This window comes from Ferrovibrio terrae (genome assembly GCF_943372915.1).
Taxonomy (GTDB): domain Bacteria; phylum Pseudomonadota; class Alphaproteobacteria; order Ferrovibrionales; family Ferrovibrionaceae; genus Ferrovibrio; species Ferrovibrio terrae_A.
This window is the reverse complement of record NZ_CALSAN010000005.1, coordinates 139,673-160,217: the sequence shown is the minus strand read 5'-3', so window position 1 is coordinate 160,217 and position 20,545 is coordinate 139,673. Positions and strand designations below refer to the sequence as shown.

Sequence of the window (20,545 nt, the reverse complement as noted above, 5' to 3'; positions counted from 1 at the left end):
GCAGCCGCTTGACCGACGGATGCATGCTCAGGCGGGGGTCTCGACGGCGAACTGGGTCGCATATAGCCGGGCATAGGCGCCGTTGCGCGCCAGCAGCTCGGCATGGCTGCCCTGTTCGACCAGTTGGCCATGATCGAGCACGAAGATCACATCGGCATCGATCACGGTTGACAGGCGATGCGCGATCACCAGCGTGGTACGACCGCGCATCAGTTCGCTCAACGCCGTCTGGATCAGGCGTTCGGATTCAGAGTCTAGTGCGCTGGTTGCTTCATCCAGCAGCAAGATCGGCGCATCGCGCAGCATGGCGCGCGCAATCGCGACGCGCTGGCGCTGGCCACCCGACAGTTTCACGCCATTCTCGCCTACCGCTGTGTCGTAGCCCTGTGGCAGCTCCATGATGAAGTCATGAGCTGCGGCATGGCGCGCGGCGGCTTCGATCTCGGCCTGACTCGCTTCGGGCCGGCCGTAGGCGATGTTGGCGCGAATGGTGTCGTCGAACAGCGTCAGTTCCTGGCTGACCAGCGCGACATTGCGGCGCAACGATGCAAGTGTCACGTCGCGCACATCCTGGCCATCGATCAGCACGCTGCCTGCGCTGGCATCGTAAAAACGGGGCACCAGATTGAGCAGGGTGGACTTTCCTGCTCCCGAGGCCCCGACCAGGGCGGCTTTCTTGCCAGGCGGGACCAGCAGACTGACATTGCTCAGTGCGGTCTTATCGGCAGCATAGCGGAAACTGACATTGTCCAGGCGGATTTCGCCACCGGCGACCTGCAGCGGTTTGGCACCGCCACGTTCCGCGATGGTCGGCTTGATGTCGAGAATGGTGAAGATGCGGTCGGCGGCGGCCAGGCCTTCCTGCATCGCGGTCTGGAAATTGGCCAGGGATTTGAGTGGCTGGTAAGCCGTGAGCGCGGCATAAATGAAGGCGGTGAGCGTACCGAGCGTCAGTGTTTCGCTATTGCCGCCGATATAGATGACCACGGCCACCGCGACGCCGCCGAGTGCCTCGGTAGTTGGGCTGGCAGCGGCGCGGGCACGCACCACTTTCATCAGATGGCTCAGGCGCGTATCGACTGAAGCGCGGGCACGATCGATTTCGCGCTGCTCCATGCCATAGGCTTTGACCATGCGCGCACCTTCAAAGGTTTCGCTCAAGATCGTCGTCAATTTGCCGGTTTCCTGCTGGCCGCGTGCGGAGTTCTTGCGGGCCCTCTTGCCCAGGCGGCGCGTGCTCAGGCCGACGAAGGGGAAAATCACGCAGACGATCAGCGCGAATTGCCAGTTCATGCTGAACATCACGCCGGTCAGAAAAACCAGGCTTAAGGAATCCTTGACCATGCCGGTCAGCGCCTTGGTGACGGCTTCGCGCAGCAGCGTGGCGTCGAACAGAAAGCTGGAAATCAGCTTGCCAGAATGCATGTTGTGCAGCCAGGCAAGGTCGGCATGGATCAGGTGGCTATAGAGCCGGATCTGAGTGTCGGCGATGACCTTTTCGCCGAAACTGGTCATCAGCGTGCCTTCGAAATAGGTTGCTACACCCTTCACCACCACCACGATCACCACGGCGATCGGGATCATCAGCGTCCAGTAGGGGTCACGCTGGGTGAAGACCTGGTCGATGGCAGGTTTGAGCAGCCAGGCAGTGGCGGCCGTCATGGCAGCCACCACGATCATGGCGGTTAGTGCCAGGGTGAGAGAGCCCAGATGCGGTCGCACCTGCTCTGCCAGCAAACGTCGCAGCAGTTTGGTGCTGCTGGCATGGGCTGGCTGGCGGTCCTCGGAAGAGGCAGGTGAAGTCACCGGAAATCCGTCCCGATCAAGGAGTTACGCCGGCTGCTATAGCATGCAGCCACTGCTCCGGCCAATATGGCCGGGTAGGAAAACGCTGCTGCTGCGCCTTTCTGGCGTTAAAGACGCTGTTTGGCGGCTGCGGCCACGGCTTCCGGGGTGATGCCGAAATGCTTGTAGAGCTGCTCATAGGGGCCCGAGGCCCCAAAGCTGCTCATGCCGACGAAACCGCCTTTGATACCCAGATAGCGGTCCCAGCCCTGGCGCACGCCAGCCTCGACGGCGATGCGCACCGTGCCCGGGCCAAGCGTCTTTTCCTGATAGGCCTCGTCCTGGCCGTTGAACAGTTCAAAGCTCGGCATCGAGACCACCCGGGTCGGCACGCCGTCCTTCTGCAGCAGATCGCGGGCTGTCACCGCGATGGCAATTTCCGAGCCGGTGGCCAGCAGCGTCACCTTGGCGGCGCCACCTTCGGCAGCCAGCAGTTCGTAGCCGCCCTTGGCGACCAGATTTTCTTCTGTATGCGTGACGCGCACCGCCGGCAGATCCTGGCGGGTAAGGGCCAGCACGCTGGGGCGATGGCTCTGGGTCAGGGCCACCTGCCAGGCTTCTGCGGTTTCCACCGCATCGGCCGGGCGCAGCACCAGCAGATTGGGGATGGAGCGCAGCGCGGCCAGATGCTCGACCGGCTGATGCGTCGGGCCGTCTTCGCCCAGGCCGATCGAGTCATGCGTCATCACGTAGATGACGCGCTGTTCCATCAGCGCAGAGAGGCGGATCGAGGGCCGGCAGTAGTCGGTGAAGACCAGGAAGGTGCCGCCATAAGGGATCAGGCCGCCATGCAGGGCGATACCGTTCATGGCAGCCGCCATGCCGTGTTCACGTACGCCATAATAAATGTAGCGACCGCTGTAGTCGCCGGGCTTCACCGGATTGAGGCCGGCAGTTTTGGTGTTGTTCGAGCCGGTGAGATCGGCCGAACCGCCGAGGGTTTCCGGCACCACCGGGTTGATGATTTCCAGCGCCATCTGCGACGACTTGCGGGTCGCCCATTTCGGCTTGTCGGCGGCGAGTTTCTGCTTGTAGGCAGAGATCGTCTTGGCGAAATCGGCCGGCAGGTCGCCCTTGATGCGGCGGCCCCATTCGGCGCGCTGGGCGGCCGGCAGGGCGTCGTGCAGCTTGCTCCAGGCGGCCGACTTGGCAGCACCGGCGGCGCCGACATCGCGCCAGGCCTTCAGGATCGCATCGGGAATCTCGAAGGGGGCGTGCGGCCAGCCGAGTTTTTCACGCGTGCCCTTGATTTCTTCCGCGCCGAGCGGCGAGCCATGGGTGGCCGAGGTGCCGGCCTTGGTTGGCGCGCCATAGCCGATCACGGTGCGGCAGGCGATCAGGCTCGGCTTGTCGCTCTTCTGGGCGGCGGCAATCGCGCCGGCAACCGCTTCCGCGTCATGGCCATCGACGGCGATGGTGGCCCAGCCGCTGGCCTGGAAGCGCTTCAGCTGGTCGTCTGACACCGACAGGCTGGTCGGGCCGTCGATGGAAATCTGGTTGTCGTCCCACAGCACGATCAGCTTGTTCAGCTTCAAATGGCCGGCCATCGAGATGGCTTCATGGCTGATGCCTTCCATCAGGCAGCCGTCGCCCGCAATCACATAGGTGTAGTGGTCAACCAGCTTGCCGTCGAACTGCGCCGCCATGGCGCGTTCGGCCAGCGCCATGCCCACCGCCGTGGCGATGCCCTGGCCGAGCGGGCCGGTGGTGGTTTCGATGCCGCCGGCATGGCCGAATTCCGGATGGCCGGCAGTGCGCGCGCCGATCTGGCGGAAGCGCTTCAACTCGTCCAGCGTCATATCCTTGTACCCGGTCAGGTACAGCAGCGCATAGATCAGCATCGAGCCATGGCCGGCCGACAGCACGAAACGGTCACGGTCGGGCCAGGTCGGGCTCTGCGGATCGAATTTCAGGAAACGGCTGAACAGCACGGTGGCGACATCGGCCATGCCCATCGGCATGCCGGGATGGCCGGAATTGGCGGCCTGGACCGCGTCCATGGCGAGCGCCCGGATGGCATTGGCCATATCGGCATGGCTGACCGGGGCGGAATGGCGAGGGGCGGCGGCAGGCTGCAGCATTGGGGGAATCCGGCATCAGAGGCGGCAAAAGCGGGCGGACCTTGCCGGGCAAAGCGGGGTCCGTCAACCCATGCTGGCCTGCAGCCGGAAGTCATTGAAAAGGGTGCACGATTCCCGCTCGCCTGCCGTCTGCCAGGCGCGGCGGACGGGCGGGGTGAAACGCAGCCTCAGAGTCGGTCCGGACCGCGGCGGGTCCGGGGGCTTTCTAGAGTTTGAAGAAGCCGACCAGGCCGGCCAGTTCGTTGGCCTGTCCGGCCAGGCTTTGCGCGGCGGCGGTGGTCTCCTCCACCAGGGCGGCATTGCGCTGGGTCATCTCGTCCATGCTGCCGACGGCGGTATTGATCTGCTCCAGACCGGTGGCCTGCTCGCGGCTGGCGGCGGCGATCTCGGCCACGATATCCGACACCTTCTTGATGGCGCCGACGATCTCGGTGAGCGAGCCGCCGGTCTGGTTCACCAGGGTCGCGCCGGTTTTCACCTGCGCATTGGATTCCGCGATCAGCGCCTTGATGTCCTTCGAGGCATTGGCCGAGCGCTGGGCCAGCGCACGCACCTCCTGCGCCACCACGGCAAAGCCCTTGCCGGCTTCGCCCGCGCGGGCAGCTTCCACGCTGGCATTCAGCGCCAGCAGGTTGGTCTGGAAGGCGATCTCGTCGATCAGGCCGACGATGTCGGAAATCTTCTGTGCGCTCGCCTCGATCTTGGTGACGGCGGTAACGGCATCGCTGACCACCGCGCCGCCCTTCTGCGCCGTATCGCGCGCCGCCACCGCTAGTTGGTTGGCGGCCTGCGCATTGTCGGCATTCTGCTTCACCGTTGCGGTGATCTCGTGCATCGAGGCGGCAGTTTCCTCAATCGAAGCGGCCTGGCTTTCCGTGCGGCTGGCCAGATCCTGGCTGCCGGTGGAGATTTCATCGGAGGCCACCTTCACCGATTGCGCCGTCATGGTCAGGCGCCCGGCGAAATCGCGCATGCGTTCAGACATGCCGTTGACGCCGCCCTTGATCTGCCCGAAGACGCCCTGATAGTCACCGCGCACGATCTTGCTGAGATCGCCGCCGGCCATGGCATTCATGGCGGTGGCCAGTTCTTCGGTCATCGCCTGCAGCGTGGCGGCCAGGCGGTTCAGTTCCTGGCTGGTGGAGAGGAAGAAGCCGCTCTTGCCGGCCTCGTCGATGCGGGTGGAGAGATCGCCCTGTGCCACCTTGTTGACCAGCGCGGCGATTTCCTCGCCGGCGGCTTTCTCGCGCTCTTCGCGTTCCTGGCGCCGGCTTTCCGATTCCTCGCGCTGCCGCGCGACATCCTCTTCAGCCTGCTCGCGGGCGATCATGCTGTCCTTGAACACCTGTACGGCCTGTGCCATCTGGCCGATCTCGGCGCCGCGATCGACAAAGGGAATCTCGACCTGGAGGTCGCGATTGGCCAGGCGTTGCATGGCCGTGGTCATACGCTGGATCGGGCCGCTGACACGCCATTGCACGATCAGGAAGCCGAAGGCGGTGAAACCGATGGCTGCGAGCAGCACTGCGCCGCTGATGATCACGCTTTGCTGCGTCTGGGCCATCTGCGTATTGGCTCGCTTGATCAGCTCGTCCAGCGCCGTGTTGGCGATGGCGTTCAGCATGTTGAGGCTCTCGGTCACGGTCGGCTGGTATTTCGACTGTTCGATCGGCGAGGGCTGCCCCGCGCTGAAGGCCTTGACGATGGCTTGGCGTTCCGTGCCGAGAGGGCCGGTGAAGAAGCTCTTGGCGGTATTGACCACCTCGCGCAGGGCGGGAGGGGTCTCGCTACGGGAGGCGATATCGGAGACGATGCCCCAGGCGGTGGCAACGCGACCATCATCCTCCGCATGCGCCATCGCTTCGGCAACAGTCCAGCTCTGGCCGGCAGACATCGTCGACAGGATGCGCAGCACCAGCGAACCGACATAATTGCGCATCGTCCAGGCATTCTGTTTCACGCTCAGCAACTGATCGACACCGGGGTCAACCAGTTGCAGCGACACTTCCAGGAAATCTGACGCTTCCTGCACGGCGTTAAGATAGCCCTGGGTGACTCGCGGCCAGTCCTGCATGACCTGCGCGTCGCGCTGGGCCCTGGGCTGGCCGATCAGGGTCATTGCCCTGGGGCGCATGGCATTGACCGCATCATGCGCTGTTTTCAGCTTGGCCAGCACCGGCGCCGACCCGGGCAGGTCGGTGAGCGCGGCAAGGCTGGCATACCCGGCATTGAAGCCTTCAATCGCGCCGTCGCGCTGGGTGGTGATGCTGTCCACGGTGTCTTTCACCGCGGGCGCCTCGGCGCGGAACACGATCATGATATTGCCACGTTCCAGGCGATGCTGCTGCAGACTGCGGAAGAAGGACTGGCTGATCGGGGCCAGCGTCGCCACCTTCTGCGCGGCGCGATTGTGCTGGATCGCCTCATTCAGCGAGATGACGCTGAGTGCGACCAGCATGATACCCAGAACGCCAATGACCAGGCCCAGCGTGGTGCGGATCGAAAAGCTCGGCATGAGAAATATCCCCCAAAGCGCGCTGCAATTTTTGCAACGCTGTCAGCCACGCAAGGTTAGCTGGACTTTGGGGGTGGGCGCTGCCGTAAAAGTCTTACGTTATCAATATTTAACCCCAGAGCGGGTAAGGCGGCGTTAGCGAGTCGCGCCTAAAATCCTTGCAAATGCAAATCTACAACTAGGATGCGATGGCCACCGTGGATTGCTCCTGCTGATCCGCGATTTGCTGCATCTGCTCCGCGGTGCTCTGGTTGACCAGGCGGTCGAGATCCAGGATCGACACCATGCGCTCCTCGCGTGCCACCAGCGCACTGAGGAACTGGTGCTCGTCTGCCATGCCGGTATTCGGCACGGTCTGCAGGTCGCGCTGGTCGATGGACAGGATGTCAGACACGGAATCGACCAGCAGGCCGAAGGTGCCGTTTGCCGCGACCACGACAATGACGACATGCATGCGGGTCGGTGTGGTACGACCGCCGCCGAAGCGCACACGCAGATCATAGATCGGCACAATGGTGCCGCGCAGGTTAATGATGCCGCGCACGAAGTCTGGCGTGTTCGGCAGGTTGGTCACCTCGGTCCAGGCGCGAATCTCGCGCACACTGAGAATGTCGATGCCGTATTGCTGGCTGTCGATAGCGAAGGTGAGATACTCGTTGCTGCTCAAGAGATCGGCTCCCTGGGTCGTGGGTAGTTGAGCCATGACAACCTCCTTGCCGCTGAAGTTCCGATCCGGTCGGAACGGTCTGTTCCTATTCGGCGTTTTTAGCACAGATACCCCTTGTGCCGCCGCGTTTTATTGATTGTTGTATCTCCGTCCGTCTAAGGATTTTAGGGGAGGAAGGCCAAATCATGCAATTGCCCGCCAATATGTTCAAGCGCGCGCTCAAGGAGCGGCGGCCGCAGATCGGACTGTGGTGCTCACTGTGCAGCAATATTGTCGCCGAGATTTTGGCCACGGCCGGCTTCGACTGGATCGTGCTGGACACCGAACATTCTCCGAACGAACTGCCGATGGTGATGCAGCAACTGCAGGCCATGCAGATCGATGCGAATACCGCCAGCCCTGTCGTGCGTCCGCCGTGGAATGACGCGGTGATGATCAAGCGTTTCCTTGATATCGGCACGCCCAACCTGCTGCTGCCGTTTGTGCAGAATGTGGAAGAAGCCAGGAAGGCCGTGGCTGCAACGCGCTATCCGCCCAAAGGCATCCGCGGTGTTTCCGGCAACCAGCGCGCCAACCGCTATGGTCTGGTGGCCGACTATCATGCCAAAGCAGACACTGAGATCGGTGTGATCCTGCAGGCCGAGACCCGGGATGCGGTCGATCGCATCCCGCAGATGGCGGCTGTAGAGGGCGTGGACGGCATCTTCATCGGTCCTGCCGACCTGTCGGCCAGCATCGGCCATCTTGGCAATGCCGCCCATCCCGAGGCGCAGGCCGAGATCATGCGGGCGCTGAAGCTGTGCAGGGAGGCCAACATGCCGGCCGGCATTCTGGCGCCGGATGAGGATGATGCACGGCGTTATCTCGATGCCGGCTTCACCTTCGTCGCCGTCGGTGTCGATCAGGGGCTGCTCACCAAGTCCACCCGCGACCTGGCCAAGCGTTTCCGTGCCCATATCGGGCGTAGCTGATCGACAGCACTGCGGTCAGGCCTTGTGCCTGACCCAGAAGCGGTAGCAGTTGCTGAACAGGCCCGGATTCTCCAGTTCCACCGTCGCCCAGTTGTCAAGATTGGCGGCGGTGAGATCCTGGGGGAACCGGGCCCGATAGCCGGTCAGCGGCTTCGGCGAGTTGAATTCAAAGCCCAGAAACTCCAGGCCCGCCTCGTCGATCAGCAGGCGCAGCTGGGCGGGGGTATAGCGATGCTCCTGGCGATGGAACACCAGGTCGCGCAGGTCGCTCAGCGTGTGGAAGGCGCTGGACTGCATCAGGCGCATGGCCAGATCGGGCGCCAGCCGCAGCACATCGTGGCGGAAGCGCCGCACATCATCGGGACTGTCGCTGTAGCCGTGTTTGGCGATCAGTTCGCGTGCCGCCACCACATCGCGGCGGCCGATCTCGCTATACAGCCCCAGCATCATATAGCCGTCAGGCCTGAGCAGTTTCACCAGCTGCGCCAGGCCGGCAGCCGGATCGCGCAGATGGTGCAGCACGCCAAAGCTTTCGATCACATCGAAGCGGCGGTCGATGGCGCCGATCTGCAGGATATCGGCCTGGGCGAATTCCACATTGGCCACGCCGATCTCATCGGCCTTGCGTTTGGCATAGGCGAGGCTGGTGCGGCTGAGGTCGATGGCCAGGACTTTGGCATCGAGATAGCTGGTGGCGGCCAGAATGGCATGCAGCCCGGTGCCGCAACCGGCCACCAGCACATCAGGCTTGGCGACGCGACTGGCGGGAATGGTCTGCATCGGCAGAGCGGTGCGCAGGCGCACCGGCACACTGAGCGGTGTGCCCAGGATGGGCTGATGCCAGCGTGGGAAGGGACTTTCCTCGTACATTTCCTGCACGAAGCGGCTGGTCGCATCCTCGATCGGCATCAGTGCCGGCATGCTGGCCGCGATCTGGCGCTCAGCCAGAGGCTCATCGAGCTGGCTGCGCTTGAGATCGGCATAGTCGAACGGCCAGGTGATGGCGACCAGACGTTCGGCATCGCTGCGCCGGTATAGCGGCTGATAGATGGCAAAGACGGCAAACCGGTCGGCGGCGGCATCGGCTTCCAGAGTCGCCAATGCGGCATCAAGTTGCTGCAGCAAGGCCTGCTCGTCTGGCGCAACACGATCGATATATTCCGACTGGAAGGCCCGGATCGCCAGCAGGGCGATGAAGCGTCGGTGGCGTTCAAGCTGATACGGTTGATGCACGGCCAGATGCAGCAGGCCGCGCCGCAGGGCCATCAGGCGATTGGCGATTCCCGGATGGCTGACCAGGCCATGGGCCAGCCAGGCCGCCAGGGGCTCGATGGCGGCCAGATCCGGTGCATCGGGCCTGGACAGCACAGCAGCCACGGCTGCGGGCGGCAGGGGATCGACAGCGGACAGGGCGATGAACATCGGGTCCAGGCGGATGGCACTTTCGATCAGCGGTTCGAGGTCGCGCGGTTCGATGCCCGGGCTGCCAAGCAGCGGCAGGGCCATGGCGATCAGGCCGGGATCGGGCTTCTTCAGCCGCAGGTCGCGCAGCGAACGCGCGAAACCCACCTTGTAACGCACCACATCAGGTGCGGCCTGCAGCGCGCGGCCGAAATACATCATCGCGTTCTTGGCATCGCCCTTGGCCATCAGGGCAAAGCCGAGCATGTAGTTCACTTCCGGATGCTTCTGGTTGCCCAGCGGGCGCGCGGTTTGCAGCGCGCCGATCGCCGCATCCAGCGCACCCTCGCCGATGAACAGATGCGCCAGTCCGATATAGGGATCTGGCATCTTCTGGTTCAGCACGATGGCGCTGCCGAAACTGGTCTGAGCCGCCTGGCGGTCGCCGGCAGCGAGCAGGATATGGCCGAGCGTGAGGTGATAGTTCTCGAAGTGGAAATCGATGGCGATGGCGCGCTCGACCAGGCTGCGGGCCAGATCGAGGTTGCCGCGCTGGAGCGCGATATAGCCTTTCAGGTGGATGGCATCGGCGAAGTCGGGTTCCTGCTGCAGCAGGCTGTCCAGGAAGCCCTCGGCCTGCTCGAATTGCCCGCCCTCGATAGCACGCATCGCAGCCCGCAGAATGGGCAGCAGATGGGCTTTTTCGGCGATGGCTTTGGAATCGGGAAGCGACATTTCGCTTTGCAGCAGGGGACGGAAGGTGATTACTCTAGCAGATTAGTAGGGGAAGCGCCCAGTTGGAGCAAAAAGAATGAAGACGACGTCCGTCACCGCGGCCGATCTGGCCGCATCCGTGTTCGCCGTGCCCCCGCTGGCACGCTATTCCGACCTGACCCTGAATGAAGACGCGAATCGCCAGCTGATCGGCTATCTCGAGGCCGGCGGCGTGCGCAGCCTGATGTATGGCGGCAACGCCAATTTCTACAATATTGCCGTCGGTGAATATGCCGAGGTACTGGATTTCCTGGTCGACGCGGCCGGTCCCGACACCTGGTTGATTCCCTCCTTCGGCCCCGATTACGGCAAGTTGATCGACCAGGCCCGCATCCTGCGCGGTTCCAAGGTGCCGACCGCCATGGCGCTGCCGATGACCTTCCCCGCCACCTCGGAGGGAATCGAGACCGGCCTGCGCCGGGCCGCCGTGACCATGGGCAAGCCGATCATCCTGTATATCAAGTCCGACAACTATATCGCGCCGGAGGCCGCTGGCCGGCTGGTGACCGAGGGCATGGTCTGTGCCGTCAAATACGGCACCGTCCGCCCCGACCCGGCCCAGGACGACTATCTGAAAAAACTGCTCGACCATGTCGATGCCAAGCTGGTGATCAGCGGCATCGGCGAGCGGCCGGCGATCACGCATCTGCGCCAGTTTGGCCTGGGCGGTTTCACCTCGGGCTCGGTCTGCGTGGCGCCGCGCGGTTCGATGGCCCTGCTGCAGGCGATCAAGCGCGGCGACTGGGCCGCGGCTGAACGGTTGCGTGAGGCCTATCTGCCGCTGGAGGACCTGCGCGATGGCATCAGCCCGATCCGCACCCTGCATGATGCCGTGACGCTGGCCGGCATTGCCGATATGGGGCCGATGCTGCCGCTGATGACCGGGCTGAATGCGGCCGAGCGCCAGCGGGTCGCGCCGACGGCGCAGGCGCTGAGAGCCTGGGATGCCGGCCTCGCGGATGCGCGGGCGGCCGAGTAGGGCGGTCAGGTGATGTAAAAAAAGCCCCGGCATGCCGGGGCTTTTCCTTTCTCCGATGTGGCCGGCTCAGCCGCCGCCGCCGGCCTTCTTCTTTTCTTCCTCGACCAGTTCCTTCTTCGACAGTTTGCCGATCAGGGTCTTGGGCAGCGCGTCGCGGAATTCGATGGCCGCCGGCATTTCATGCTTGCCCAGCTTGTCGCTCAGGAAGGCTTTCGCTTCTTCGTAGGTGAAGGGTTTGGCATCGGGCTTCAGCTTGATGAAGGCCTTGGCCGACTGGCCGCGATACTGGTCCGGGATGCCGATCACGGTGCATTCCTCGACGCTGGGATGCTCGTAGATCGCTTCCTCGATATTGCGCGGATAGACGTTGAAGCCGCCCGACAGGATCATGTCCTTCTTGCGGTCGACAATGAAGATATAACCATCCTCGTCGATATAGCCGACATCGCCGGTGTGGAAACGGCCGCCGGCAAAGGCTTCTGCCGTGGCTTCCGGCTTGTTCCAGTAGCCCTTCATAACGTTGGGCCCGGTGATGCAGATCTCGCCGGTTTCGTTGATGCCCTTCACCTTCAGTGGGTCATCCACATCGACGATCTCGATGGTCACGCCCGGCAGCGGCAGGCCGCAGGAGCCGCGCTTGCGCTTGCCGCCATAGACGGTTTGTGTGCCGGCCGGCGAGGTCTCGGTCATGCCCCAGCCTTCAATCATCTTGTGGCCGGTCACCTGCTCGAACTTGTCCTGCACTTCCACCGGCAGCGGCGCGCCGCCCGAGGCGCAGAATTTCAGCGCCGAAAGATCGTAATCCTTCAGGTTGGGCAGGTTGACGATGGCGGCATACATGGTCGGCACACCGGGGAAGATGCTGATCTTCTTCTTGTGCAGGTCTTCCACCACGGCCTTCAGCTCGAAGCGGGGATGCAGGAAGAACTGCGCGCCGATGGTCAGCATGCGCAGCAGCACGGCACTCAGGCCATAGATGTGGAACATCGGCAGCACCATGAGCACGCGCTCTTTGCCGTCGTCCAGGTTGAGCAGCTGGTTGCCTTCGGTCCAGCTGCCATACATATGGACGGCGGCGGTGATGTTGCCATGCGTCAGCATGGCGCCCTTGGGCTGGCCGGTGGTGCCGCCGGTATATTGCAGGATCGCCACTTCCTCGGCGGGGTCCTTCACCGGATGCGGCGTGTAGCGGCCGTCATTGGCGATCAGGTCGGCAAATCGGATATGCTTGTCGTCCGTGGGGACGGCGGCGATTTCCTTGCCCTTGGCCAGCGGGAACAGCAGGTTCTTGGGGAAAGGCAACACATCGGGCAGGCGGCAGACCACCACCTTTTTCAGGCGCGTGGTGCCGATCATCTTGGCGATATTGGGATACAGCGCCTTGAGATCGAGGGTGACGATGATGTCGGTCTGGCTATCCTCGATCTTGTAGCGCAGCTCGCGTTCGGCATCGAGCGGGCTGTAATTCACCACCCGGCCGCCGGCCTTGAGGATGGCGAAGAAGCAGATCACGTAATGCGGCGTGTTGGGCAGGAACAGGCCGACATGCACGCCGGGACCGACGCCGAGCTGCTGGAAGCCCTTGGCGGCGCGATCGACCAGATCGGAGACCGCGGCATAGGTGTAGCCCTTGCCCATGAAATCGAGACAGGGGTTCGGCGCGAAGCGGGCCACCGCATCGTCGAGCAGGGTCCAGATCGGTTTTGCCTGGAAATTCTGCGCCCAGGTCACACCGGCCGGATAGGATTTTTCCCAGAACGGAGCGGTCATTATTTATCCCCCTAGACTTAGTCAGGGTCCGGCCGGCTGCACCGGCCCGGACCGGCCCATTCTAGGAACCGGCCGGCATCAAAGCAACGTGGCGCAGCGTCAAGCCAATTCGGCTCATCCGGGCGGCGGCAGACCCTGTGTATAACCCGGGCGCCGGGTTGCGCCGTCCGGCGGCGGCTGGCACACTCCGGGCCGAATTTTCATGTTTCCACACGAGGCCAGAATGGGCGCCAAGGATATGCGGGCGGAGCGCGACCGTTTTGTCGCCTTCGCCTTCTCCGCGGCCGACCTGATGCTGGAAGTATCCGGCGAGGGCCTGATCACTTTCGCCTCCGGCGCTGCCCGGCTGATTGCCGGCGCCGAGGCCGAAGCGCTGCTTGGCAGCAAATTCGCCGAACTGATCGACGACGCTGACCGCCATTTCGTGCTCAACCTGCTGGCCGGCCTGCCGGTCGGTGGCCGGATCGAGCCGGTCACCGTGCGCCTGCTGCAGGCGGATGGCAGCCCCGGCGCCATCTGCGTGCTGGGTGGCTGTTGCCTGCCGCGGCAGGACGGCCGCTATTACCTGACGCTGTCCAATGCCCGGCTGCCGCAGGCGGAAACCGCGCTGCTCAACAAGCGGGATTACCAGACCGGCCTGCTCGGCTCTGACGATTTCGAGGCCCTGGCCGGCGACCGACTGAAGCTGGCGCGCGAGCTGGGCTCGGAAGTGAAGCTGACCCTGATCGAGATCGTCGGCCTGAAGGAACTGGTCGAATCGCTGCGGCCCGATGAAAGCCAGAGCCTGATGGGCGATGTCGGCGCGCTGATCCGCGCCAAGTCGATTGGCGGCGACACGGCGGGCCAGATCGATTCCGAGAAATACAGCATCCTGCATGCCAGCACGATCGACCAGGACGCGGTGGCCGAACAGGTGCGCAGCCTGATCAAGAAGAGCGGCGGCGCCGCCGTTGCCGAGGTGGTGGAGACGCTGGGCGTGCGCGGCGCCACGCTGGACCTGCATCTGAAGGCGATGAGCGACGAGGATGCCGCCAGTGCCATGGCCTTCGCCGTTGACCGGTTTGCCAGCGAAGGTGCCGCTGCCTTTGCCCTGCATTCCACCGAAGAGAGCCTGAAGGCCCTGCTGCAGAAGACGGTGTCGCGCGTGCGCGCGCTGCGCTCTGCGGTGGCCAGCCGGCAGTTCCAACTGGTGTTCCAGCCGATCGTGCGGCTGGATACCCGCACGCTGCATCATTACGAGGCGCTGTCGCGTTTCGAGGATGGCGGTTCGCCGTTCGAGACCATCCGGCTGGCTGAAGGCGTGCACATGATCGGCGAATTCGATCTCGCCGTGGTGCATCGCGTGGTTGAGATGCTGGCTGAGCGGCGCCGCCAGGGCGAGATCATCGATGTCGCCGTCAACCTGTCGGGCCACAGCCTGGAAAGTGCGGTCTTCATGGCCGCCCTGCGCGAGATCATGGCCGACGATCCGGGCCTGCGCCGGCAGCTGATCTTTGAAATCACGGAATCGACCCAGATCACCAACCTGGTGCATGCCGCCAATGCGGTGCGCCAGCTGCGCGAGGACGGCCATTCCGTCTGTCTCGACGACTTCGGCGCCGGCGCGGCCTCTTTCCCCTATCTGCAGGCGCTGGAGGTCGATTACGTCAAGATCGACGGTGCCTATGTGAAGGCGTTGCAGACCCAGGGCCAGATGCGCGACCAGGCCATCCTCAAGGGCATGGTCTGGCTGTGCAAGGAGCTGAAGATCGGCACCGTGGCCGAGATGGTGGAGACCGAGGACCAGGCCCGCCTGCTGCTCGATTTCGGCATCGATTACGGCCAGGGCTATCTGTTTGGTTATCCCGAAGCCGTGCCGCAGATGGAGCCGCTGCGGCTGGATGATGCACCCGGCAACCACCGCAGCCCCAACGAGTTCAAACTGAACCGGCGCTAGCCGCGCAGCTCCACCCGCCCGTGATCCAGCACCACCACGTCGCGCTCCACCGCCCGGGCGCGGAATGACACGATATTCTCATCGCGCCAAAGCTCTGTGTGGATGGTCTCGCCGGGAAACACCGGCGCGGTGAAGCGCGCGTTGATATCGGCGATCCTGGACGGATCGTGGCCGCAGGCCGCTTTCACCACGGCGCGCACGGCAATGCCATAGGTGCACAGGCCATGCAGGATCGGCCGCGGGAAACCGGCCGCCGTGGCAAAGGCCGGCTCGGCATGCAGCGGATTGCGGTCGCCGCATAAACGATAGAACAGCGCCTGGTTGGGCTGCGTCTTCAGCGTCACGCCCGCATCGGCGGCGCGGTCGGGGATGACATGCGGCTTGGGCGGCAGCTCTTCAGGCTTGCGCAGCGGGCCGCCGAAACCGCCGTCTCCTCTGGCAAAGGTGGTGGACAGCAGCGTGACCAGCGTGTCGCCGCTGGTGGCATCGCTGATGGTGTTTTCCACCAGCATGATGGCGCCCTTGCCGGCGCCCTTATCGAACACGTCCTTGATGCGGATTTTCGACTTCACCCGGCCGGTGGCTGGCATCGGCTTGTGAAGGGTGATGCGCTGTTCGCCATGCACCACCATCACGTAGTTGATGCCGGTGCGCGGTGTCCAGCTGTCGTCCCAGCAGATCACGGTGGACAGGCTGGGCAGGGCCATCAGGTTTTTCTCGAACACGAAGGGCAGTTCGTCGAGGTCCATCGGGTCCTGGCCCATGCCGACGCTCAGGGCGTAGAGCATGGTTTCGCGGTCGGTGTAGCTCACCTCGCGGGCCGGGATATCGAGCGCGATCAGTTCGTCATAGACAATCGCCATGGTTCCTCCCTTAATTCGTCCTGTATTCTTTTCGCGACTCTAGCGGCGCAGACCGCCGGTCGCCAGCCTTGACGTAGCGTCAGGGTGACGTGTGGAGGAAGCCATGACCTACAAGACCTTCGATTTCAGCATCGCCGATCATGTGGCGCAGATCGTATTCAATCGCCCGGACAAGGCGAATGCGATGATCCTGCCGTTCTGGCAGGAGATGGCCGATGTCTTTGCCGAGATCGAGGACCGCCCCGAGATTCGCGCCGTGGTGATCTCCTCCACCGGCAAGCATTTCACCGGCGGCCTCGATCTTTCGGCCTTTGCCAATATTGCCGGTGACATGATGGGCGGCGACCGCGGCCGCGCCGGCGAACAGATGCGCCGCGCCGTGGCCGAGATGCAGGAAAGCTTCGCTGTCATCGACCGCTGCCGCGTGCCGGTGCTGGTGGCGATTCAGGGCGGCTGTGTCGGTGGCGGCGTCGACCTGATCTCGGCCTGCGACATGCGTTACTGTACGGCGGATGCCTGGTTCTGCATCCAGGAAATCAACATCGGCATGACCGCCGATGTCGGCACGCTGCAGCGCCTTCCGCATCTGATGCCCGAAGGACTGGTGCGTGAACTGGCCTATACCGGCCGCCGCATGCCGGCCGCTGAGGCCTTTCGTGCCGGTCTGGTCAACCAGGTGTTCGACAGCCAGGACGACATGCTGGCTTTCGCGCAGGATGTTGCCCGCACGGTTGCGTCGAAATCGCCGCTGGCCATCCATGGCACCAAGGAAATGCTGAACTACACCCGCGACCACAGTGTGGCTGATGCGCTGAATTACATGCAGGTCTGGCAGGCCGGCATGTTCCTGACCGGCGACCTGATGGAAGCCATGCAGGCCAACCAGGAAAAGCGCCCGGCGAAATTCCCGGATCTGCTGCCGGCCAAGAAGCTGGTGCAGAGACGTCGCTGACTAGCTGACACCCAGCACCTTCCAGATGCCTTCCGAGGTCAGCACCGGCTTGTCGCCCACAGTGGCGGTGCCATGGATGAAGATCAGGCTGCGGGTCTGGCGCACGATGCGGCCGCGCATCTCCAGGAAATCGCCCGGCTTCACGGCGGCGATGAACTGGTTGTTCAGCGAAACGGTGGCGCAGGCGGCCCGCTCCACGGCATCCCAGACCATCCAGCCCAGCACATGGTCGGCCAGCGTCATCAGCATGCCGCCATGCACCACGCCGCGCGAATTGGTATGGCGCTCTTCCGCCAGCAGGCCATAGGCAGAACCGGCCGGGCCTTCGGCTTCGCGCCTGACCCAGATCGGGCCGACCTGCTGGGTGAAGGGGCCCTGGCCGGAACGTTGCTTCCAGCCGGCTGACATTGGGTCGAAAGTCATCAGATTGTCCTTAGGTTACAGATCGAATTGAGCAACTGAATCGCCCCAATGCAAGGCCTTCCGCAGCGTCACGCGCTTGCCTGTCGCAGCCGGGAGACTTAACCTTCCCGCAGTTACAGGGAGAAACGCCATGGATCTCGAATTCACGGCCGAGGAACGCGCCTTCCGCGACGAGGTACGCGCATTCATCCGCGGCAACCTGCCGCCGGCACTGGCCGAGAAAACGCGGCAGCGTATCCATCTCGACAAGGCCGACTTCGTCGCCTGGCACAAGATTTTGCATGCGCGCGGCTGGGGTGCGCCGAACTGGCCGAAACAGTATGGCGGTCCGGGCTGGAGCCCGGTGCAGCGCTATATCTTCGATGAGGAATGCGCCACCGCCGATGCGCCGCCGCTGGTGCCCTTCGGCATCAGCATGGTGGGCCCGGTGATCTACACCTTCGGCACCGACGCGCAGAAGGCGAAATACCTGCCGCGCATTGTCAGCATGGAAGACTGGTGGTGCCAGGGTTATTCCGAGCCCGGCTCCGGCTCCGATCTCGCCTCGCTGCGGACGCGGGCCGAGAGTGACGGCGATCATTACCTGGTCAACGGCCACAAGATCTGGACCACCCAGGCGCAGCACGCGAACATGATGTTCTGCCTGGTGCGCACGGATCCGGCCGCCAAGCCGCAGGAGGGCATTTCCTTCCTGCTGATCGACATGACCGATCCCGGCATCCAGGTGCGGCCGATCATCTCGATCGACGAGGGCCACAGCGTCAACGAGGTGTTCCTCGACAATGTCCGCGTCCCCAAGGCCAATCTCATAGGGCAAGAGGGCAAGGGCTGGACCTATGCCAAATTCCTGCTTGGCAACGAACGCACCGGCATCGCCGAGGTCGCCACCTCCAAGCAGCGTCTCAAGCGCCTGAAGCAGATCGCCCGTGCCGAACAGTCCTGCGGCCGGCCGCTGCTGCAGGATCCCGACTTCCGCGCCAAGGTGGCGGCCATCGAAATCGACCTGCTGGCGCTGGAATACACCAACCTGCGCATGCTGGCGGCCGAGAATGCCGGCAAGGGTGTGGGACCGGAAGCCAGCATGCTGAAAATCCGTGGTTCGGAAATCCAGCAGAACCTGACCGAACTGGCCTGCGAGGCGCTGGGCTATTACGCCGCGCCCTACGAGCATCGCCCCGATGGCTCCAACCAGCCGCCGGTCGGCCCTGACTATGCCCAGGGTCGCATGGAATCGTATCTGTATTACCGCGCCACCACGATCTATGGCGGCTCGAATGAAATTCAGCGCAACATCATCGCCAAGATGGTGCTGGGCCTCTGAACACTGCGACACGCAAGACAGGAAAGAGCGAGAGATGGATTTCCAATTGTCTGAGGAACAGACCCTGCTGGCCGACAGCGTCGAAAGCTGGCTGCAGGACAAGTATGATTTCGATCGCTGGCGCAAGCTGGTGAAGACCGACCTCGGCTATGCGCAGGAAAACTGGAAGACCATGGCCGAACTGGGCTGGCTGGGTATCTCGCTGCCCGAAGAGGCCGGCGGGCTGGGCGGTTCTGCGGTCGATACCATGCTGCTGGCCGAGCGCTTTGGCCGCCACATGGTGGCTGAACCGTATTTCTCCACCGTGATCCTGGGCGGCGGGCTGATCCAGGCTGCCGGCGATGCCAAGCAGCAGGCCGAATGGCTGCCGGCGATTGCCGAAGGCAAGGCGAAATGGGCCTTCGCCCATGCCGAGCATGGATCGCGTTTTGCCCTGAACGAAACCCGCACTAAGGCGACGAAAAACGGCGCCGGCGGCTGGACGCTGAGCGGCAAGAAGATCGTGGTCTGGGATGCGGCCAGCGCCGACCGGCTGATCGTGCTGGCGCGCTCGGCGGGCAACGACACCGACGAGACAGGCCTTGGTCTTTTCGTGGTCGATGCTGCCGGTGCCGGTGTGGTGCGGCAGGACTACCGCACGGTGGACAACCGCCGCGCCAGCGACATCCAGTTCAACGATGCACCGGTGCTGGCCGTTCTGGGCGATCCGGCCCATGCACTGCCGGCGGTGGAGACCGTGGTGGATCAGGCGATTGCTTTTATGGCCTCTGAAGCCGTGGGCGCCATGGCGGCCCTGCATGAAACCACGCTGGCCTATGCCAAGACGCGCAAGCAGTTCGGTCGTGCCATCGGTGAGTTCCAGGTGATCCAGCATCGCCTGGTCGACATGATGATGCAGGTGGAGCAGGCGCGCTCGCTGGCGCTGCTCGCCAGCCTCAAGGCGTCAGCCGAGCCGAAGGAGCGCGCCAAGGCGGCGGCGGCGGCCAAGGTGCAGATCGGCCGTTCGGGGCGCTTCGTCGGCCAGCAGGCGGTGCAGGTGCATGGCGGCATGGGCATGACGGATGAGCTGAATGTCGGTCATTACATGAAGCGCCTGATGATGATCGACACCACCTTCGGCAATGCCGATCACCATCAGCGGCGGTTTGCCGCGCTCAGCGACTAGAGAGGCGGAGGCCCGGCATGGAAAAGATGGTCGTCAAGGATGTCAGCCAGTATTTCCGTGCCGAGCTTGCCCGCAAATACCGCTCTACCGCCGGCAGCCAGGACCGGGTCGATCCAGCCCTGGTCGATGCCCTGATGGCAGAGATCGAGCGCGACGGCTATGTGATCCTGGAGAACCTGTTCTCGGCGGAGGAGGCCGCAGCCATGCGTGCCACGCTGGCGCCGCATTACCACGACCATCTCGGCCGCAACAGTTTCGAGGGATTCGGCACCAAGCGGCTGTATGCCGTGATCGAGAAGACGCTGGCCTGCAATCCGCTGGTTGAGCACCCGGTGATCCTGGCGCTGCTGGATCGCATCTTCGAGCCGAACTACCTGCTGTCGCAACTGCAGGCCATCGACATCCTGCCCGGTGAGGCGGCGCAGCCGCTGCATCACGACGATGCCTTCTATCCGGTGCCGCGGCCGCGTGCGGCATTGGGTGCCGCCACCATCATGGCGATTGACGACTTCACCGCCGAGAATGGCGCCACGGTGCTGATTCCCGGCAGCCACAAATGGGACGGCCGCATGCCGACGGCGGAAGATGCCGCCCGCGCGGTACCGGCAGTGATGCCCAGCGGTTCTGTGCTGTTTTTCATCGGTACGCTTTGGCATGGCGGCGGCGCCAATGTCAGCAACCGAAGCCGGCTCTGCGTCACCGCCCAGTATTGTGCGCCCTGGTGCCGCCAGCAGGAGAATTTCAGCCTGTCGGTCTCGCGCGAGCGGGTGAAGCAATGCAGCGAGCATGTGCGCCGCATGCTGGGCTACAGCATCCATCCGCCCTTCATGGGCTTTGTGAACGGCCTGCACCCCAAGCGGCTGCTGGAAGACTGACTTTGGC

At 63.7% G+C, this 20,545-nt stretch carries 15 protein-coding genes; 7 read left to right on the top strand and 8 right to left on the bottom strand.

Translation table 11 applies throughout. The annotated features are described in order from the left end of the window. Positions 1–27: 27 nt before the first annotated feature. From msbA to AAG821_RS05590, 4 genes are all read right to left on the bottom strand, one after another. Positions 28–1,806 (bottom strand): lipid A export permease/ATP-binding protein MsbA, encoded by a 1,779-nt coding sequence (gene msbA / locus AAG821_RS05605; protein ID WP_341911586.1) that lies wholly within the window; start codon positions 1,804–1,806, stop codon positions 28–30. 107 nt (positions 1,807–1,913) lie between these two features. After that, positions 1,914–3,926, bottom strand: a complete 2,013-nt coding sequence (gene tkt, locus AAG821_RS05600; RefSeq protein ID WP_341911584.1) for a transketolase — start codon at positions 3,924–3,926, stop codon at positions 1,914–1,916. Between the two features lie 205 nt (positions 3,927–4,131). After that, on the bottom strand, positions 4,132–6,441 hold the full coding sequence (locus tag AAG821_RS05595; protein WP_341911582.1) for a methyl-accepting chemotaxis protein: 2,310 nt from the start codon (positions 6,439–6,441) through the stop codon (positions 4,132–4,134). 178 nt (positions 6,442–6,619) lie between these two features. Further along, positions 6,620–7,144 carry a chemotaxis protein CheW gene (locus AAG821_RS05590; protein ID WP_341911580.1) on the bottom strand — a complete coding sequence of 175 codons (525 nt, stop codon included), beginning with the start codon at positions 7,142–7,144 and terminating at the stop codon, positions 6,620–6,622. A gap of 149 nt (positions 7,145–7,293) precedes the next feature. Here AAG821_RS05590 and AAG821_RS05585 point away from each other — a divergent pair, with 149 nt between their 5' ends. Continuing rightward, positions 7,294–8,079, top strand: coding sequence for an aldolase/citrate lyase family protein (locus tag AAG821_RS05585; protein ID WP_341911578.1), 786 nt, complete (start codon positions 7,294–7,296; stop codon positions 8,077–8,079). A 15-nt stretch (positions 8,080–8,094) separates the two neighbouring features. On the opposite strand, the gene AAG821_RS05580 is transcribed toward AAG821_RS05585, so the two are convergent. Further along, positions 8,095–10,215, bottom strand: coding sequence for a methyltransferase domain-containing protein (locus tag AAG821_RS05580; RefSeq protein ID WP_341911577.1), 2,121 nt, complete (start codon positions 10,213–10,215; stop codon positions 8,095–8,097). A gap of 76 nt (positions 10,216–10,291) precedes the next feature. Between AAG821_RS05580 and AAG821_RS05575 the strand changes: the two genes are divergently transcribed. Further along, on the top strand, positions 10,292–11,233 hold the full coding sequence (locus AAG821_RS05575) for a dihydrodipicolinate synthase family protein (RefSeq protein WP_341911574.1): 942 nt from the start codon (positions 10,292–10,294) through the stop codon (positions 11,231–11,233). A gap of 66 nt (positions 11,234–11,299) precedes the next feature. Here the strand turns inward: AAG821_RS05575 and AAG821_RS05570 are convergent, their stop codons facing one another. Further along, on the bottom strand, positions 11,300–13,003 hold the full coding sequence (locus tag AAG821_RS05570) for an AMP-binding protein (protein WP_341911572.1): 1,704 nt from the start codon (positions 13,001–13,003) through the stop codon (positions 11,300–11,302). Between the two features lie 223 nt (positions 13,004–13,226). On the opposite strand from AAG821_RS05570, the gene AAG821_RS05565 reads away from it, so the two are divergent. Further along, positions 13,227–14,939 (top strand): EAL domain-containing protein, encoded by a 1,713-nt coding sequence (locus AAG821_RS05565; protein ID WP_341911571.1) that lies wholly within the window; start codon positions 13,227–13,229, stop codon positions 14,937–14,939. On the opposite strand, the gene AAG821_RS05560 is transcribed toward AAG821_RS05565, so the two are convergent. Beyond that, the gene (locus tag AAG821_RS05560; RefSeq protein WP_341911568.1) at positions 14,936–15,802 is read right to left on the bottom strand and encodes a MaoC/PaaZ C-terminal domain-containing protein; all 867 of its coding nucleotides are present in this window, start codon (positions 15,800–15,802) and stop codon (positions 14,936–14,938) included. The two genes, AAG821_RS05565 and AAG821_RS05560, sit on opposite strands and share 4 nt — an antisense overlap. Before the next feature lie 103 nt (positions 15,803–15,905). On the opposite strand from AAG821_RS05560, the gene AAG821_RS05555 reads away from it, so the two are divergent. Beyond that, positions 15,906–16,754: a crotonase/enoyl-CoA hydratase family protein gene (locus tag AAG821_RS05555; RefSeq protein ID WP_341911566.1), complete on the top strand. Its 849-nt coding sequence runs from the start codon at positions 15,906–15,908 to the stop codon at positions 16,752–16,754. Here AAG821_RS05555 and AAG821_RS05550 read toward each other — a convergent pair whose 3' ends face one another. After that, on the bottom strand, positions 16,755–17,177 hold the full coding sequence (locus AAG821_RS05550) for a PaaI family thioesterase (protein WP_341911564.1): 423 nt from the start codon (positions 17,175–17,177) through the stop codon (positions 16,755–16,757). Positions 17,178–17,307: 130 nt separating this feature from the next. Between AAG821_RS05550 and AAG821_RS05545 the strand changes: the two genes are divergently transcribed. The 3 genes from AAG821_RS05545 to AAG821_RS05535 are packed head-to-tail and all read left to right on the top strand — an operon-like array spanning position 17,308 to position 20,538. After that, a complete protein-coding gene (locus tag AAG821_RS05545; RefSeq protein ID WP_341911563.1) occupies positions 17,308–18,498 on the top strand; it encodes an acyl-CoA dehydrogenase family protein in 1,191 nt (396 codons plus the stop codon). A gap of 34 nt (positions 18,499–18,532) precedes the next feature. Further along, entirely contained in the window at positions 18,533–19,663 is a 1,131-nt protein-coding gene (locus AAG821_RS05540; RefSeq protein ID WP_341911561.1) for an acyl-CoA dehydrogenase family protein, read from the top strand. A 17-nt stretch (positions 19,664–19,680) separates the two neighbouring features. Beyond that, the gene (locus tag AAG821_RS05535) at positions 19,681–20,538 is read left to right on the top strand and encodes a phytanoyl-CoA dioxygenase family protein (protein ID WP_341911559.1); all 858 of its coding nucleotides are present in this window, start codon (positions 19,681–19,683) and stop codon (positions 20,536–20,538) included. The last annotated feature ends 7 nt before the right edge of the window (positions 20,539–20,545 follow it).

Excerpts from the sequence above, each read along its gene's own strand:
- AAG821_RS05580 (WP_341911577.1), bottom strand. The coding sequence starts at position 10,215 with ATGTCGCTTCCCGATTCCAAAGCCATCGCCGAAAAAGCCCATCTGCTG.
- tkt (WP_341911584.1), bottom strand. The coding sequence starts at position 3,926 with ATGCTGCAGCCTGCCGCCGCCCCTCGCCATTCCGCCCCGGTCAGCCAT.
- AAG821_RS05540 (WP_341911561.1), top strand. The coding sequence starts at position 18,533 with ATGGATTTCCAATTGTCTGAGGAACAGACCCTGCTGGCCGACAGCGTC.
- AAG821_RS05545 (WP_341911563.1), top strand. The coding sequence starts at position 17,308 with ATGGATCTCGAATTCACGGCCGAGGAACGCGCCTTCCGCGACGAGGTA.
- AAG821_RS05565 (WP_341911571.1), top strand. The coding sequence starts at position 13,227 with ATGGGCGCCAAGGATATGCGGGCGGAGCGCGACCGTTTTGTCGCCTTC.
- AAG821_RS05555 (WP_341911566.1), top strand. The coding sequence starts at position 15,906 with ATGACCTACAAGACCTTCGATTTCAGCATCGCCGATCATGTGGCGCAG.
- AAG821_RS05585 (WP_341911578.1), top strand. The coding sequence starts at position 7,294 with ATGCAATTGCCCGCCAATATGTTCAAGCGCGCGCTCAAGGAGCGGCGG.
- AAG821_RS05535 (WP_341911559.1), top strand. The coding sequence starts at position 19,681 with ATGGAAAAGATGGTCGTCAAGGATGTCAGCCAGTATTTCCGTGCCGAG.
- AAG821_RS05595 (WP_341911582.1), bottom strand. The coding sequence starts at position 6,441 with ATGCCGAGCTTTTCGATCCGCACCACGCTGGGCCTGGTCATTGGCGTT.
- AAG821_RS05570 (WP_341911572.1), bottom strand. The coding sequence starts at position 13,003 with ATGACCGCTCCGTTCTGGGAAAAATCCTATCCGGCCGGTGTGACCTGG.
- AAG821_RS05575 (WP_341911574.1), top strand. The coding sequence starts at position 10,292 with ATGAAGACGACGTCCGTCACCGCGGCCGATCTGGCCGCATCCGTGTTC.
- AAG821_RS05560 (WP_341911568.1), bottom strand. The coding sequence starts at position 15,802 with ATGGCGATTGTCTATGACGAACTGATCGCGCTCGATATCCCGGCCCGC.
- AAG821_RS05590 (WP_341911580.1), bottom strand. The coding sequence starts at position 7,144 with ATGGCTCAACTACCCACGACCCAGGGAGCCGATCTCTTGAGCAGCAAC.
- AAG821_RS05550 (WP_341911564.1), bottom strand. The coding sequence starts at position 17,177 with ATGACTTTCGACCCAATGTCAGCCGGCTGGAAGCAACGTTCCGGCCAG.